The sequence below is a fragment of the Escherichia coli DSM 30083 = JCM 1649 = ATCC 11775 genome, from assembly GCF_003697165.2.
Taxonomy (GTDB): domain Bacteria; phylum Pseudomonadota; class Gammaproteobacteria; order Enterobacterales; family Enterobacteriaceae; genus Escherichia; species Escherichia coli.
The window spans coordinates 238,289-253,934 of sequence record NZ_CP033092.2 but is presented as its reverse complement, the minus strand read 5'-3'; the positions used below and the strand labels follow the sequence as shown (position 1 = coordinate 253,934).

Sequence of the window (15,646 nt, the reverse complement as noted above, 5' to 3'; positions counted from 1 at the left end):
TAGACCCTATAAGCTTACGCATCGGGCAACTGTAATTACGCCATTGTCCCAATTGTCTTCCTGAATCTCAGCAGTGCGATGGTGAAAAACGCGCCGCCAATTGCCATCAGTGTCAGGAACTGCGGCCAGACGATTTCGAATCCGGCACCACGGTAGAGGATGGCCTGCGCGAGGCTAACAAAGTGTGTCGTCGGCATGGTCAGCATAATGTCCTGCACCATCTGCGGCATACTTTCGCGCGGCGTGGAACCACCGGAAAGCATTTGCAGCGGCAGCAGCACCAGAATCACCAGCAGCCCCAGTTGCGGCATTGAACGCGCTATCGTCCCCATAAAAATGCCGATTGACGTGGTGGCAAACAAACTGAGCGCCACGCCCAGCATAAACAGCGGGATCGAGCCTTCAATCGGTACGCCCAGCACGCCTTTCACCATCAGCACCAGCGATAATCCCGACACCACCAGCACCACCAGCCCCATCGACCAGACCTTTGCCATCATGATCTCAAACGGCGTTATCGGCATCACCAGTAAGTGTTCCACCGTGCCGTGTTCACGCTCGCGGATCAGTGCCGATCCGGTCAACACAATCGCCAGCATGGTAATGTTGTTGATGATCGCCATCACCCCGCCAAACCACGCGGGATCGAGGTTCGGGTTAAAGCGCATCCGGGTTTCCAGCGATACCAACGGTTCGCTGTTATCACGGTAGCGCGCGACAAAGCTGTTCACTTCACCGTTGATAATATTCTGGATATAACCGTTGCCAGTGAATGCCTGGCTCATGCGCGTGGCATCGACGTTCACCTGAATATCCGGCTGGCGTCCGGCGAGGACATCACGCTGAAAATTAGGCGGAATATTTATCGCGAAGGTATAACGTCCGGCGTCCAGTCCGGCATCCATCTCATCGGCGGTGATCATCTCCGGTGGCAAAAACCACGGGCGATAGAAGCTGTTAACGATCCGGTTCGACAACTGCGATTGATCCATATCGGCTATGGCGATCGGCGCGAGGTTCAACGATCCTGGCGTAACGGTCGCTGACGAATACACCGACACCGTAAACGAGAAGACAATCAGCGTCAGCATCGCTTTATCACCGAGCAGACTGCGCAACTCTTTGATACCCAGATTAAAAATATTGCGTAAATGGCGCATCATCCCTCCTGTTTTTTCAGCAGCAGGATGCTTAAGCCCATCACCAGCGGTATGGCTATCAGCAACGGGATAAAAAGTTGCCACAAATCAGTCAGATCCAGCGCTTTCGAGAACGTTCCGCGGGCGATAGTCAGAAAATGACTGGTGGGATAAACCTCGCCGATCCAACGTCCTGGACCTTCCAGCGAAGCTACCGGATCGATCATCCCGGAAAACTGTGTCGCCGGGATCAACGTGATAATTGCCGTACCGAAAATGGCGGCAATCTGGCTTTTCATAAAGGTGGAGATCAGCAGCCCCATTCCGGTGGCGATGATGATATACAGCAGCGCCGCCAGGGTGAGAGTCAGGAAACTGCCTTTATGCGGTACGCCAAACACAAACACCGACAGGGCGCAGAGCAGGAAAAAGTTCAGCATCCCCAGCGCGATGTATGGCAGCTGTTTGCCAAGTAAAAATTCGCTACGGGTGGTGGGGGTCACGTAAAGGTTGATAATCGACCCTAGCTCTTTTTCCCGCACCACGCTAAGGGCGCTTAGCATTGACGGGATCATCATCAGCAGAAGCGGGATCACCGCCGGAACAATCGCCGGCAGGCTTTTTACGTCCGGGTTATAGCGATAGCGCGTCTCAATATTCATCAGCCCGCTTTGGCTGGCGGGTGTGGACTGTCGGCTCGCCACATCCTGTAGCCAGCTCTGGTGCATGGCCTGCACGTAACCTTTTACCGTTTCGGCGCGGCTCGGCATCGCACCGTCGATCCAGACACCGAGTTCCACGGGCGTACCACGCGCGATATCGCGCCCGAAATTAGGAGGGATCTCAATTGCCACCGTGATATCGCCCGCACGCATCCGACGATCAAGCTCGTCATAACTGGTGAGCGGCGGCTGTTCGATAAAGTAACGGGAACCGGAGAGATTGAGCGTCCACGCCTGGCTACTGACGGTTTGATCGCGGTCAAGCACCGCAAAGCGCAGGTTTTCCACATCCATACTGATGCCATAACCCATTATCAGCATCAGGATCACCGTTCCCATCAGCGCCAGCGTCGAACGTACCGGATCGCGTCGCAGTTCCAGCGCTTCGCGGCGGCTGTAGCTAAACAGACGGCGCAGGCTGAATCCCTGACGTGGCGCGTGGGTAGTGTCATGTACCACAGGCGGCGCTTCGGCTTCGTTGCTCTGCCCTGCCGCTTCCTGCAAATAAGCGATAAATGCCTCTTCCAGACTGGCGGCTCCGCGTTTCTCAACCAGTTCCGGCGGTGTACCGCTGGCGAGCACTTTTCCAGCGTGCATCAGTGAGATACGGTCACAACGTTCCGCTTCGTTCATAAAGTGGGTGGAGATGAAGATAGTCACTTTGTCCTGACGCGAGAGATCCACCATCAACTGCCAGAACATATCCCTCGCCACCGGATCGACGCCAGAAGTCGGCTCATCGAGGATTAGCATCTCCGGGCGATGAATCACCGCCACCGCCAGCGATAGCCGCTGGCGAATGCCGAGCGGCAATGACTCCGGCAATACATCTTCGACGTCGTTGAGCTTAAAACGCTCGCTCATTTCAGCCACTCGCGCGGGAATTTCCGCTTCCGGGATATGAAACAGACGAGCATGTAACTCCAGGTTTTGCCGCACGGTGAGTTCGTTATAGAGCGAAAACGCCTGCGACATATAGCCCACCCGGCGACGAGTATCGATATCTTTTGGATCAACCGGCTGCCCGAACAGCCACGCCTCACCTTCGCTGGCGGGCAGCAATCCGGTAAGCATTTTCATGGTGGTGGATTTACCGCAGCCATTCGAACCAAGAAAACCAAAAATCTCCCCGCGTGGAATGCGGAAATTGACGTGATCAACGGCAACGAAGGAACCAAAACGCATGGTCAGATCGCGCGCTTCGATGGCAATCTCTGCGTTTTCAGGTTGATACGGTGGGATCACTACCGCCTGATGCGCCTGGCGTTGCGCTTGCGGTAACAGATTAATAAATGCTTCTTCCAGCGTGGCGCTTTGCGTTTGCTGTCGCAGCTCTTCGGCGCTGCCAGTTGCCAGCACTTTTCCGGCATTCATCGCTACCAGCCAGTCGAAGCGTTCGGCCTCTTCCATGTAGGCGGTGGCGACCAGCACGCTCATATTGCTCTGCCGCTGGCGAATACTGTCGATCAGATCCCAGAACTGGGCGCGGGAGAGCGGGTCAACCCCCGTTGTTGGCTCATCAAGAATCAACAATTCCGGGTCGTGGATTAACGCACAGCACAGCCCAAGTTTTTGCTTCATCCCACCGGAGAGTTTCCCTGCCGGACGATCGCGAAACGGTGCTAATCCGGTGCTGGTCAGCAGCTCATTAATTCGCACTTCCCGCTCCGCTTTGTCGTGACCGAACAGGCGGGCGAAAAAATCGACGTTTTCATACACCGACAAGGTGTGGTAGAGATTTTTGCCCAGCCCCTGCGGCATCCAGGCGATGCGCGGGCAGACGTCGCGGCGATGCTTCGGGTCGCGCATATCGCCGCCCAGCACCATCACGCTGCCCTGCTCAATGACGCGGGCACCGGAAATCAACGACAACAAGCTCGATTTACCGACACCATCCGGTCCAATCAGCCCGACCATGCAACGGGCCGGAATATCGAGTGTGATATTGTTCAGCGCAACGGTTTTTCCATAATGCTGGCTCACGCCCGCCAGTTGCGCGACAGGCGGGACGGGAACCAGTTCCAGATGCGTCATTGCGGCAACCTCACCACCAGGTCGTCAGGCCACGGAAGTTCTTCATTCACCCGCACCCACGCTACGCCCGGCAATCCGGTTTTGACATATTCCAGATGCTGCTGGAGTAATTCCGGTGGGATACGCGCTTTGACGCGGAACATCAGTTTCAGCCGCTCATCGCTGGTTTCGACGGTTTTTGGCGTGAACTGGGCGACGCTGGCGACAAAACTGATGGTTGCAGGAATACGCAGATCTGGTGCAGCATCAAGAATCAAACGTGCTTCACCGCCCAGTTTCAGCGTGCCCGCCTGTTCGGTTGGCAGAAAGAAGGTCATATAGACGTCGCTGAGATCGACCATATTCAGCACCCGACCGCCTGCTGCCAGCACTTCGCCTGGCTCGGCAACCCGATACTGCACGCGTCCGTCACGCGGGGCTTTCAGTTCGCTGTCATCGATATCTGCGGCAATGCGCCGTTCAGTGGCTTGTGCCGCTTCGACGCGAGTTTGCGCCTGAATGATATTGGTGCGTGCCGCCTCTATAGCGGCTTTAGAAGCAGAAACCTGAGCTTTTGCCGATTCCAGCGCAGCTCGGGCGCTCTCAGCGGCGGCGCGGTCGTCATCCAACTGTTGCGCAGAAATTGCCCCCCGTTGTGCCAGTGAGCGGGAACGCGTATGACGTTTTGCTACGGAGTCCAGTTCTGCCTGGCGTTGATTAACCAGCGACTGTGCGGCACGAGTTTCGCTTTGGCGTTGCTCCAGCAAAGCCTGCGCGGCGGCAACGGCACTTTGTGCTTCTTTGATTTGCGCGATGGCTTCCAGTCGCTGTTCCTGCAACACGCGAGTATCCATCTTCGCCAGCACTTCACCTTCTCGAACAAACTGGCCTTCTTTCACCAGAATGGTGTCGATACGCCCGGCAATTTTGCTGGCGATATCCACTTCCGTCGCTTCAATGCGCCCATTGCTGACAGCAAAGCCTTCCGGCACACCCGCCGGGCGCAACAGCCACCACGCCACGACGGCAGCCACCGCCAGTGCCCCGACACCCCACCACGCCAGATGGCGCTTACTCTTATCCATAATCGATCCGCCATAATCCCTGTAAGCAATCGACGCGTGTTACAACTGCCACCGAACGATGTTCAGCGGATTCTTCCATCCGGGATAAGAAGGAAATGGCAAATACGACCAGCGCACAGAGCATTGAGCGCCAATGGGGAAGGCTTAGTGAAAACGGGTAGTAATGTTGTCATCATCAGCATTCCTGGCCGTAAATGAAACACGCATACTCATAAGTGAAATCAATTAAATACTAACAGTTATATTCATGTTGTCTATTTGATTGCCATCAACTTGTGATACATCGCGATGTTCTTCCGTTCGCTGGTGTTTTTTCCAAAAATATTCTGTACAGGTTCACAGATTCTGTTGCACAGGTTTCCGTAACAGGGAAACCTGATGACTATCACATAACGTTATTATCGCCTGATGTGCGAATAAATACCGAATATAAAATAATTTATTCTGAAAAGATGATAGATGATAAAGGTTCGTGGGTTTAATAAAATATTCCCTAAAAGATTCATTTAAAACAACAAAATAAGATAAAGATATTAATTCAGAGTTTATCTTAGGATAAATATTTATTTAATAGCATTAACTCACCGCTAAAAGTTGATCCCCATAACGCTAAATCCGATTATAGTGAAGTTACTTTTTTTAATTGATGGCATCTTATAGACATATTTAACTAACTGAAAAGACGAATCATATGTTTTTCGAAGTGTAGCAGAAAATATATATGGGGTTTAAAATGAATATATATATCGGATGGTTGTTTAAATTAATTCCTTTACTGATGGGTATAATATGCATCGCATTAGGTGAGTTTGTATTAACCGGTTCTGGGCAAAGTGAATATTTCGTTGCAGGGCATGTTCTGATTTCTCTTTCTGCGATATGTCTAGCATTGTTCACTACCGCATTTATTATTATATCTCAGTTAACTCACGGCATGAATAAATTCTACAACAGGTTATTTCCTGTTATTGGTTATGCCGGTTCTGCTACAACTATGATTTGGGGATGGTCACTGTTGGCAAGCAATAATGTGATGGCAGATGAATTTGTCGCCGGTCATGTTATTTTCGGCGTTGGCATGATTGCCGCTTGTGTATCAACCGTAGCGGCATCTTCCGGACATTTTCTGTTGATCCCCAAAAACGCCTCGGGCAGTAAGAGTGACGGTACGCCATTGCAGGCCTATTCTTCAACAATCGGTAATTGCTTAATTGCCGTTCCCGTTCTGCTTACTCTCTTTGGTTTCATTTGGTCAGTCGTACTGTTACGTAGTGCAGATATCACACCACATTATGTTGCAGGTCACGTACTAATGGGGTTAACGGCAATTTGCGCTTGTCTTATTGGCCTTGTCGCCACTATTGTCCATCAAACGCGGAATACGTTCTCAGTGAAAGAACATTGGCTGTGGTGCTATTGGGTTATTTTGCTTGGCTCACTTACCATTATTTTTGGTATCTACGTATTAATCAGTTCAGATGCAAGCGCCCGCCTGGCCCCCGGCATTATTCTCATTTGCCTGGGGATGATCTGCTACAGTATTTTCTCCAAAGTGTGGTTGTTAGCGCTGGTATGGCGACGCACATGTTCGTTAGCCAACAGAATACCCATGATTCCGGTATTTACCTGTCTGTTTTGTCTGTTCCTTGCTGCGTTCCTGGCTGAAATTGCGCAAACCGATATGGCTTACTTTATTCCTTCGCGAGTTCTGGTTGGCTTAGGTGCAGTTTGTTTTACACTGTTTTCCATCGTTTCTATATTAGAAGCGGGTTCAGCGAAAAAATAATAAAAAAGGCTTCAGATAAGGCGTTGAGCGCCTTATCTGGTTTTATTCAGGTTAATCCCTCTGGTATCGAGAGCGCATTTTGCTTCTTATTCTGCCACCAAATCCTGCGCACAAGCCCATGCACTCGACCACGCCCACTGGAAGTTATAGCCCCCCAGCCAGCCGGTGACGTCCATCACTTCGCCGATGAAGTACAGCCCAGGCACTTTGCGCGCTTCCATCGTCCGTGAAGAGAGTTCGTTGGTGTCCACGCCGCCGAGCGTCACTTCGGCAGTGCGATAGCCTTCAGTGCCGTTGGGTTGTACGCGCCAGTCAGTCAATGTGCTAATCAGTGTCTGTTGGTCACGCACGTTGAGCTGTTTTAGCGAGACATCCGGGATTTGCCCGAGTTGTTGTAACCGTTCAACCAACCGCTTCGGCAGATGAACCGCCAGCGTGTTTTTCAGGCTTTGATTCGGATGTGCATTACGCTGCTCATTCAGGAAGGTTTCGAGGTCCACATCCGGTAGCAGATTGATGCTGACAAATTCACCCGGTTGCCAGTAGCTGGAAATCTGCAACACCGCCGGTCCAGATAAGCCGCGGTGGGTGAAGAGTAAGTTCTCACGGAAAACGATACCGTTTTCAGCGGTAATCACGGAAGGCACCGCCACGCCCGCCAGCACCTGTAACTCCTCGAGCAACGGTTTATGCAGAGTGAATGGCACCAGACCCGCACGGGTCGGCAGCACGTTGAGGCCGAATTGTTCGGCAATCTTATAACCAAACGGCGATGCACCCAGCCCCGGCATTGACAGTCCACCGGTCGCAATGACCAGCTTTTCGCAACCGACAGTCATGCCGTTCAGTTCAAGCGTGAAGCCTGTATCATCCTTCGCCACGCTCAGCACTTCGCTACGCAATCTGAAGGCCACATTGCCCTTCTCGCACTCATCCACCAGCATGTCGACAATCTGCTGCGCGGAGTCATCGCAGAAGAGCTGCCCTAACGTTTTCTCGTGCCAGGCGATGCCGTGTTTATTGACCAGATCAATGAAATCCCACTGGGTAAAACGCGCGAGTGCAGACTTACAAAAATGCGGATTCTGGCTCAGATAAGCGCCCGGTTCGACATAAAGGTTGGTAAAGTTGCAGCGCCCACCGCCAGACATGAGGATTTTGCGCCCTGGTTTTTTACCATTATCGATCAGCAGAACCCGGCGTCCTGCCTGACCTGCCAACGCAGAACAGAACATCCCTGCCGCACCAGCGCCTATAATAATGGCATCAAACCTTTCCACGTTGCGCTCCTCTAAGAAAAAACGGGCGTGAATTGTAAAGATTCCTCAGTGGTCGCACCAGCATCAATATTACTAAAAGGAAGTATTTGCCTGAATTATATAAGATAATTATTTTTTGAGTGTAATCCATACAGGAGGCAAATCAAAAAAAGTCTATATTTCACTTTGCCCGCGCCGCGAAAGTCACTGATAATGCGCCGCGTTCATGTCCTCAAAATGGCGTAACGTCCTATGCTACATTTGTTTGCTGGCCTGGATTTGCATACCGGGCTGTTATTATTGCTTGCACTGGCTTTTGTGCTGTTCTACGAAGCCATCAATGGTTTCCATGACACAGCCAACGCCGTGGCAACCGTTATCTATACCCGCGCGATGCGTTCTCAGCTCGCCGTGGTTATGGCGGCGGTATTCAACTTTTTGGGTGTTTTGCTGGGTGGTCTGAGTGTTGCCTATGCCATTGTGCATATGCTGCCGACGGATCTGCTGCTTAATATGGGATCGTCTCATGGCCTTGCCATGGTGTTCTCTATGTTGCTGGCGGCGATTATCTGGAACCTAGGTACCTGGTACTTTGGTTTACCTGCATCCAGCTCTCATACGCTGATTGGCGCGATCATCGGGATTGGTTTAACCAATGCGTTGATGACCGGGACGTCAGTGGTGGATGCACTCAATATCCCGAAAGTATTAAGTATTTTCGGTTCCCTGATCGTTTCCCCTATTGTCGGCCTGGTGTTTGCTGGCGGTCTGATTTTCTTGCTGCGTCGCTACTGGAGCGGCACCAAGAAACGCGCCCGTATCCACCTGACCCCAGCGGAGCGTGAAAAGAAAGACGGCAAGAAAAAGCCGCCGTTCTGGACGCGTATTGCGCTGATCCTTTCCGCTATCGGCGTGGCGTTTTCGCATGGCGCGAACGATGGTCAGAAAGGCATTGGTCTGGTTATGTTGGTATTGATTGGTGTCGCACCAGCAGGCTTCGTGGTGAACATGAATGCCACTGGCTACGAAATCACCCGTACCCGTGATGCCATCAACAACGTCGAAGCTTACTTTGAGCAGCATCCTGCGCTGCTGAAACAAGCGACCGGTGCTGATCAGTTAGTACCGGCTCCGGAAGCTGGCGCAACGCAACCCGCGGAGTTCCATTGCCATCCGTCGAATACCATTAACGCGCTCAACCGCCTGAAAGGCATGTTGACTACCGATGTGGAAAGCTACGACAAGCTGTCGCTTGATCAACGTAGCCAGATGCGCCGCATTATGCTGTGCGTTTCTGACACTATCGACAAAGTGGTGAAGATGCCTGGCGTGAGTGCTGACGATCAGCGCCTGTTGAAGAAACTGAAGTCCGACATGCTTAGCACCATCGAGTATGCGCCGGTGTGGATCATCATGGCGGTCGCGCTGGCGTTAGGTATCGGTACGATGATTGGCTGGCGTCGTGTGGCAACGACTATCGGTGAGAAAATCGGTAAGAAAGGCATGACCTACGCTCAGGGGATGTCTGCCCAGATGACGGCGGCTGTGTCTATCGGCCTGGCAAGTTATACCGGGATGCCGGTTTCCACTACTCACGTACTCTCCTCTTCTGTCGCGGGGACGATGGTGGTAGATGGCGGCGGCTTACAGCGTAAAACCGTAACCAGTATTCTGATGGCCTGGGTATTTACCCTTCCGGCTGCGGTACTGCTTTCCGGCGGGCTGTACTGGCTCTCCTTGCAGTTCCTGTAATCGTACGCACCAAAACGAGCGGGTCAGTTTACTGGCCCGCTTTTTTTATGCGTCATTATTGCTGAAGTGCTTAATGCCAAATCATCAATGCAATCAGGCTGACCACCACCAGACCACACAATGCGCTGGTCAGAATAAACTGCCGACGCACCCGCTCACAGCGGCGAATAAACTCATCATCGTGATGATCGCGATAACGTTGGGCATAGATATACCAAACGAGACGCACCTGTTTGTTGGGTTGGCCATGTGAGGTAAAAAAGCCCCCTCCATCAACATATTGATAGAGCAATGGATCGCAGTTACGCAGTACCACTAACAACGCGCGTAGTGATGAGAAATAGCGCGCCATGTTAACAATGCAAACGACACATAAAGCCCAAAATAATGCGACGGTGCTTATCATACCTCCTCCCCGGCGACCTGCCCGCGGAGTTCCACCCCGGGGCTACCGCTCCCGATACGCTGCCAATCAGTTAACACCAGGTCCTGGAGAAACCGCTTTTGTGGTGACCAACATCCGAGCGGCTCTATAGATAGTGTAGGAGATCAGGTTGTTTTTTTTCCAGAAGGTTAACCACTATCAATATATTCATGTCGAAAATTTGTTTATCTAACGAGTAAGCAAGGCGGATTGACGGATCATCCGGGTCGCTATAAGGTAAGGATGGTCTTAACACTGAATCTTTACGGCTGGGTTAGCCCCGCGCACGTAGTTCGCAGGACGCGGGTGACGTAACGGCACAAGAAACGCTAGCTGGCCAGTCATCGACAACTTTATGGAAGGAGTAACACTATGGCTTATAAACACATTCTCATCGCGGTCGACCTCTCCCCGGAAAGCAAAGTTCTGGTAGAGAAAGCAGTCTCTATGGCTCGCCCCTACAATGCGAAAGTTTCTCTGATCCACGTAGATGTAAACTACTCTGACCTATACACCGGGCTTATCGATGTGAATCTGGGTGATATGCAGAAACGCATCTCTGAAGAGACACATCATGCACTGACCGAGCTTTCAACCAATGCAGGCTACCCAATCACTGAAACCCTGAGCGGCAGCGGCGATCTGGGCCAGGTACTGGTCGATGCAATCAAGAAATACGATATGGATCTGGTGGTTTGTGGTCACCACCAGGACTTCTGGAGCAAACTGATGTCTTCCGCACGTCAGCTGATCAACACCGTTCACGTTGATATGCTGATTGTTCCGCTGCGCGACGAAGAAGAATAATCTTCCCTCCACGACGTGTTCCTGAACGCCCGCATATGCGGGCGTTTTGCTTTTTGGCGCGCCTTGTTACCTGATGCAGCGTAAACGCCTTATCTGGCCTGCGGTCTGCGTACGCAATCAAAACCCCTGCCAATACAACATTTAACACCATCATATTTTCTATCATTAGTGTGATCAGCTGGTTATTTTCTGTTGTAATAGTGTATTAATCTATTCTCCGCATCAATATTAAGAATCTCTGACAGATGTAAACTTTTTCGCGCGTTATCCCTTACGCGTTAATACTTTTCAGGATGGTATTGGAAGGTTAATAAATATGAATACAACAACACCCATGGGGATGCTGCAGCAACCTCGCCCATTTTTCATGATCTTTTTTGTCGAGTTATGGGAGCGATTCGGCTACTACGGCGTGCAGGGCGTACTGGCGGTTTTCTTCGTTAAACAGCTTGGGTTCTCGCAAGAACAGGCTTTTGTCACTTTTGGTGCTTTTGCTGCGCTGGTCTATGGCCTCATTTCCATTGGTGGCTATGTTGGCGACCACCTGCTGGGAACCAAACGCACCATTGTTCTCGGAGCACTTGTGCTGGCGATTGGCTACTTCATGACCGGCATGTCGCTACTTAAGCCTGACCTGATTTTCATCGCCCTGGGGACTATCGCTGTCGGTAACGGCCTGTTTAAAGCTAACCCAGCCAGCTTGCTTTCGAAGTGCTACCCGCCGAAAGATCCGCGGCTTGATGGCGCATTCACCCTGTTCTATATGTCGATCAATATCGGCTCGTTGATAGCGTTATCGCTGGCCCCTGTGATCGCTGATAAATTCGGCTATTCAGTCACCTACAACCTGTGCGGTGCAGGGTTAATTATCGCATTACTGGTTTACATCGCCTGTCGTGGAATGGTGAAAGACATTGGTTCTGAACCCGACTTCCGGCCGATGAGCTTCAGTAAACTGTTGTACGTATTACTTGGCAGCGTGGTGATGATCTTCGTCTGCGCCTGGCTGATGCACAACGTAGAAGTCGCCAATCTGGTTCTGATTGTTCTCTCCATCGTCGTCACCATCATCTTCTTTCGTCAGGCATTCAAGCTGGATAAAACCGGGCGCAATAAAATGTTTGTCGCCTTTGTCCTGATGCTCGAAGCGGTGGTGTTTTACATTCTCTACGCCCAGATGCCAACGTCGCTGAACTTCTTTGCCATCAACAACGTGCATCATGAAATTCTCGGCTTTTCCATCAACCCGGTCAGCTTCCAGGCGCTTAACCCGTTCTGGGTGGTACTCGCCAGCCCAATACTGGCAGGCATTTACACGCATCTGGGTAACAAAGGCAAAGATCTCTCGATGCCGATGAAGTTTACTCTCGGCATGTTTATGTGCTCACTGGGCTTTTTGACGGCTGCAGCTGCTGGAATGTGGTTTGCGGATGCCCAGGGGCTGACATCGCCATGGTTTATCGTGCTGGTGTACTTATTCCAGAGCTTAGGTGAACTGTTTATTAGCGCCCTTGGCCTGGCGATGATTGCTGCCCTGGTGCCGCAGCATTTGATGGGCTTTATTCTCGGGATGTGGTTCCTGACGCAGGCTGCCGCGTTCTTGCTGGGCGGCTATGTGGCAACATTTACCGCAGTACCAGACAACATTACCGATCCACTTGAGACGTTGCCCGTCTATACCAACGTGTTTGGTAAGATTGGCCTGGTTACGCTGGGCGTTGCAGTAGTGATGCTATTGATGGTGCCGTGGCTGAAACGCATGATTGCGACGCCGGAAAGCCATTAATTATTCTTGCAGAAAGCGGGGTAGCGTTATCGCTACCCCGCTTTACTTTTACACCGGCGTTCCGGCGTAAATATCAAAGCGATGCCCTTTAGTGACTACCGCGTTTGGCGTGGCGACATTCGCCAGCGGCGGCGCATAGTCCGGACGCTTCACCACCACGCGTTTGGTTGCCAGCAACCGCGCAGGCTCCAACAATCCATCGGCATCAAGATCCGGCCCCACCAGCGACTGAAACACGCGCATCTCTTTTTTCACCAGCGCGCTTTTCTGCTTATGCGGGAACATTGGGTCAAGATAAACTACCTGCGGACGCGGGGTGATATCGCTCAGCGCCGTCAGACTGGAGGCGTGAATCAACTGCAAACGTTCCTGTAACCAGCCGCCGATTTCCGCATCCGCATAACCACGCGCCAGGCCATCGTCGAGCAGCGCGGCAACCACTGGATTACGCTCCAGCATCCGCACGCGGCAGCCGACCGAAGCCAGCACAAAGGCATCGCGCCCTAATCCTGCGGTGGCGTCCACCACATCCGGCAAATAATCGCCTTTAATGCCCACCGCTTTCGCCACCGCCTCTCCGCGACCACCGCCGAATTTGCGTCGGTGCGCCATCGCCCCGCCAACAAAATCAACAAAGATGCCGCCCAGCTTCGGCTCATCACGCTTGCGCAGTTCCAGGTGCTCCGGCGTTAACACCAGCGCCATCAGGTTGTCTTCATCGTGCTCCAGCCCCCAGCGGGCCGCCAGAACAGATAAGGCGCCGTCTCCGGCGCCTGTTTCATCAATTAAGCAGATTTTCACTGAATGTTCAGCCCTTAATGCCGTAATGCTCCAGCATCGCATCCAGCTGTGGTTCACGACCACGGAAGCGTTTGAACAGCTCCATCGGCTCTTCTGAACCGCCACGGCTCAGAATGTTGTCGAGGAACGACTGCCCAGTTTCACGGTTGAAAATGCCCTCTTCCTCAAAACGCGAGAAGGCATCTGCCGCCAGCACATCGGCCCACAGGTAGCTGTAGTAACCTGCCGCATAACCACCGGCAAAAATGTGGCTGAAAGCATGCGGGAAACGGCCCCATGACGGAGACGGTACCACGGCAACCAGTTTCTTGATTTCTGCCAGAGTTTCGAGGATTTTCGCCCCCTGATCCGGACGGAACTCGGCATGGAGGCGGAAATCGAACAGGCCGAACTCCAGCTGGCGCAGAATAAACAGCGCCGCCTGGTAATTTTTCGCTGCCAGCATTTTATCCAGCAGCTCCTTCGGCAGCGGCTCGCCGGTTTCATAGTGACCGGAGATAAACGCCAGCGCCTCCGGCTCCCAGCACCAGTTTTCCATAAACTGGCTCGGCAGTTCGACCGCATCCCACGGCACCCCACTGATCCCGGAAACACCAGCGGTTTCAATGCGGGTCAGCATATGGTGCAGGCCGTGACCGAACTCGTGGAACAGGGTGATCACTTCGTCATGGGTAAACAGCGCCGGTTTACCATTTACCGGGCGGTTGAAGTTGCAGGTCAGATACGCGACCGGTTTTTGCAGCGAACCGTCGGCTTTACGCATCTGGCCTACGCAGTCATCCATCCACGCCCCGCCGCGTTTGTTTTCACGGGCATACAGGTCGAGGTAGAAGCTGCCGCGCAGTTCGTCGTTCTCGTCATACAGCTCGAAGAAACGTACATCCGGATGCCAGACATCAACATCTTTACGCTCTTTAGCGGTGATGCCGTAAATACGTTTCACCACTTCAAACAGGCCGTTAACCGCTTTGTTTTCCGGGAAGTACGGACGCAGTTGTTCATCGCTGATGCTGTAGAGGTGCTGTTTCTGTTTTTCGCTGTAGTAAGCGATATCCCACGGTTGTAACTCATCGACGCCAAATTCGGCTTTGGCGAAGGCGCGCAGTTGCGCCAGCTCTTTTTCGCCTTGCGGGCGCGCGCGTTTTGCCAGATCGGTTAAGAAATCCAGCACCTGCTGCGGGTTTTCTGCCATTTTAGTGGCAAGTGATTTGAAGGCGTAGTTTTCAAAGCCCAGCAGTTGCGCCAGTTCGTGACGCAGCGCGAGGATCTCTTCCATCACCTTGCTGTTGTCCCACTTACCGGCGTTCGGACCTTGATCGGAAGCACGAGTGCTATAAGCGCGATACATCTCTTCGCGCAGGGCCTGGTTGTCGCAGTAGGTCATTACCGGCAGGTAGCTTGGGATATCCAGCGTCAGCAAATAACCTTCCAGCTCTTTCGCTTCAGCCTGGGCTTTTGCCGCAGCCAGCGCGCTTTCTGGCATCCCCGCCAGCTCCGCTTCGTCGGTAACGAGTTTGGTCCAGCCCATCGTCGCATCGAGGACGTTGTTGCTGTACTGGTTGCCCAGTTCAGAAAGACGGGTAGCAATTTCGCCGTAACGCTGCTGTTTCTCTTTCGGCAGACCGATGCCAGAGAGTTCGAAGTCGCGCAGTGCGTTATCAACCGCTTTTTTCTGCGCCGTGTTCAGCGTGGCGTAATGATCGCCATCGCGCAGGTCGCGATATGCCTTATACAGCCCTTCATGTTGCCCTACCCAGGTGCTGTATTCTGACAGCAGCGGCAGGGTTTGTTCGTACGCTTCACGCAGTTCCGGGCTATTTTTCACCGAGTTCAGATGGCTGACCGGGGAGAAGATACGCCCCAGCACATCGTCCACTTCCGCCAACGGCTGGCAGAGATTTTCCCAGGTGTACGGTGCCCCTTGCGCTACTACGCGCTCCACATTTTCGCGGCAGTCGTTCAGCGCCTTAGTCACGGCTGGAACGACATGTTCCGGGAGAATTTTAGAAAACGGAGGCAATTCAAAGGGAGTCAGTAACGGATTCGTCATTAGCGCAGTCCTGGTTAAAGAG

The 15,646-nt window shown here is 52.5% G+C and carries 12 protein-coding genes and 1 pseudogene; 4 read left to right on the top strand and 9 right to left on the bottom strand.

Annotated features, from left to right (window positions below; all coding sequences use genetic code 11):
• Positions 1-35 precede the first annotated feature (35 nt).
• The 4 genes from yhhJ to yhiY form a co-directional block, all read right to left on the bottom strand.
• Positions 36-1,160, bottom strand: coding sequence for an ABC transporter permease (gene yhhJ / locus EAS44_RS01960; RefSeq protein ID WP_001314210.1), 1,125 nt, complete (start codon positions 1,158-1,160; stop codon positions 36-38).
• Positions 1,160-3,895 (bottom strand): ribosome-associated ATPase/putative transporter RbbA, encoded by a 2,736-nt coding sequence (gene rbbA / locus EAS44_RS01955; RefSeq protein ID WP_000149183.1) that lies wholly within the window; start codon positions 3,893-3,895, stop codon positions 1,160-1,162. Before rbbA ends, yhhJ begins: the two co-directional genes overlap by 1 nt.
• A complete protein-coding gene (gene yhiI, locus EAS44_RS01950; protein WP_000361455.1) occupies positions 3,892-4,959 on the bottom strand; it encodes an HlyD family secretion protein in 1,068 nt (355 codons plus the stop codon). Before yhiI ends, rbbA begins: the two co-directional genes overlap by 4 nt.
• A gap of 62 nt (positions 4,960-5,021) precedes the next feature.
• Positions 5,022-5,135, bottom strand: coding sequence for a protein YhiY (gene yhiY / locus EAS44_RS25315; protein WP_001304942.1), 114 nt, complete (start codon positions 5,133-5,135; stop codon positions 5,022-5,024).
• A gap of 557 nt (positions 5,136-5,692) precedes the next feature.
• Between yhiY and yhiM the strand changes: the two genes are divergently transcribed.
• Positions 5,693-6,745 carry a DUF2776 family protein gene (gene yhiM / locus EAS44_RS01940; protein ID WP_001351225.1) on the top strand — a complete coding sequence of 351 codons (1,053 nt, stop codon included), beginning with the start codon at positions 5,693-5,695 and terminating at the stop codon, positions 6,743-6,745.
• Positions 6,746-6,831: 86 nt separating this feature from the next.
• Here yhiM and yhiN read toward each other — a convergent pair whose 3' ends face one another.
• Positions 6,832-8,025: an NAD(P)/FAD-dependent oxidoreductase gene (gene yhiN / locus EAS44_RS01935; protein WP_000439156.1), complete on the bottom strand. Its 1,194-nt coding sequence runs from the start codon at positions 8,023-8,025 to the stop codon at positions 6,832-6,834.
• A gap of 231 nt (positions 8,026-8,256) precedes the next feature.
• Between yhiN and pitA the strand changes: the two genes are divergently transcribed.
• Positions 8,257-9,756, top strand: a complete 1,500-nt coding sequence (gene pitA, locus EAS44_RS01930; RefSeq protein WP_000902780.1) for an inorganic phosphate transporter PitA — start codon at positions 8,257-8,259, stop codon at positions 9,754-9,756.
• 70 nt (positions 9,757-9,826) lie between these two features.
• On the opposite strand, the gene uspB is transcribed toward pitA, so the two are convergent.
• Positions 9,827-10,162 carry a universal stress protein UspB gene (gene uspB, locus EAS44_RS01925; protein ID WP_000626187.1) on the bottom strand — a complete coding sequence of 112 codons (336 nt, stop codon included), beginning with the start codon at positions 10,160-10,162 and terminating at the stop codon, positions 9,827-9,829.
• 390 nt (positions 10,163-10,552) lie between these two features.
• Here uspB and uspA point away from each other — a divergent pair, with 390 nt between their 5' ends.
• Complete coding sequence (uspA, locus tag EAS44_RS01920; protein WP_000323571.1) at positions 10,553-10,987, top strand: universal stress protein UspA; 435 nt, start codon at positions 10,553-10,555, stop codon at positions 10,985-10,987.
• Positions 10,988-11,063: 76 nt separating this feature from the next.
• On the opposite strand, the pseudogene EAS44_RS25310 reads toward uspA, so the two are convergent.
• Positions 11,064-11,128, bottom strand: a pseudogene (locus EAS44_RS25310) (hypothetical protein); the annotation flags it as partial.
• A 175-nt stretch (positions 11,129-11,303) separates the two neighbouring features.
• Here EAS44_RS25310 and dtpB point away from each other — a divergent pair.
• Positions 11,304-12,773 (top strand): dipeptide/tripeptide permease DtpB, encoded by a 1,470-nt coding sequence (dtpB, locus tag EAS44_RS01910; RefSeq protein WP_001098636.1) that lies wholly within the window; start codon positions 11,304-11,306, stop codon positions 12,771-12,773.
• A 48-nt stretch (positions 12,774-12,821) separates the two neighbouring features.
• Here dtpB and rsmJ read toward each other — a convergent pair whose 3' ends face one another.
• Together rsmJ and prlC are read right to left on the bottom strand one after the other, a co-directional pair.
• The gene (rsmJ, locus tag EAS44_RS01905) at positions 12,822-13,574 is read right to left on the bottom strand and encodes a 16S rRNA (guanine(1516)-N(2))-methyltransferase RsmJ (RefSeq protein ID WP_000686607.1); all 753 of its coding nucleotides are present in this window, start codon (positions 13,572-13,574) and stop codon (positions 12,822-12,824) included.
• A gap of 7 nt (positions 13,575-13,581) precedes the next feature.
• Complete coding sequence (gene prlC / locus EAS44_RS01900; RefSeq protein WP_001312164.1) at positions 13,582-15,624, bottom strand: oligopeptidase A; 2,043 nt, start codon at positions 15,622-15,624, stop codon at positions 13,582-13,584.
• Between the last annotated feature and the right edge of the window lie 22 nt (positions 15,625-15,646).

Excerpts from the sequence above, each read along its gene's own strand:
- yhhJ (WP_001314210.1), bottom strand. The coding sequence starts at position 1,160 with ATGCGCCATTTACGCAATATTTTTAATCTGGGTATCAAAGAGTTGCGC.
- rbbA (WP_000149183.1), bottom strand. The coding sequence starts at position 3,895 with ATGACGCATCTGGAACTGGTTCCCGTCCCGCCTGTCGCGCAACTGGCG.
- yhiI (WP_000361455.1), bottom strand. The coding sequence starts at position 4,959 with ATGGATAAGAGTAAGCGCCATCTGGCGTGGTGGGGTGTCGGGGCACTG.
- yhiY (WP_001304942.1), bottom strand. The coding sequence starts at position 5,135 with ATGATGACAACATTACTACCCGTTTTCACTAAGCCTTCCCCATTGGCG.
- yhiM (WP_001351225.1), top strand. The coding sequence starts at position 5,693 with ATGAATATATATATCGGATGGTTGTTTAAATTAATTCCTTTACTGATG.
- pitA (WP_000902780.1), top strand. The coding sequence starts at position 8,257 with ATGCTACATTTGTTTGCTGGCCTGGATTTGCATACCGGGCTGTTATTA.
- uspB (WP_000626187.1), bottom strand. The coding sequence starts at position 10,162 with ATGATAAGCACCGTCGCATTATTTTGGGCTTTATGTGTCGTTTGCATT.
- uspA (WP_000323571.1), top strand. The coding sequence starts at position 10,553 with ATGGCTTATAAACACATTCTCATCGCGGTCGACCTCTCCCCGGAAAGC.
- dtpB (WP_001098636.1), top strand. The coding sequence starts at position 11,304 with ATGAATACAACAACACCCATGGGGATGCTGCAGCAACCTCGCCCATTT.
- prlC (WP_001312164.1), bottom strand. The coding sequence starts at position 15,624 with ATGACGAATCCGTTACTGACTCCCTTTGAATTGCCTCCGTTTTCTAAA.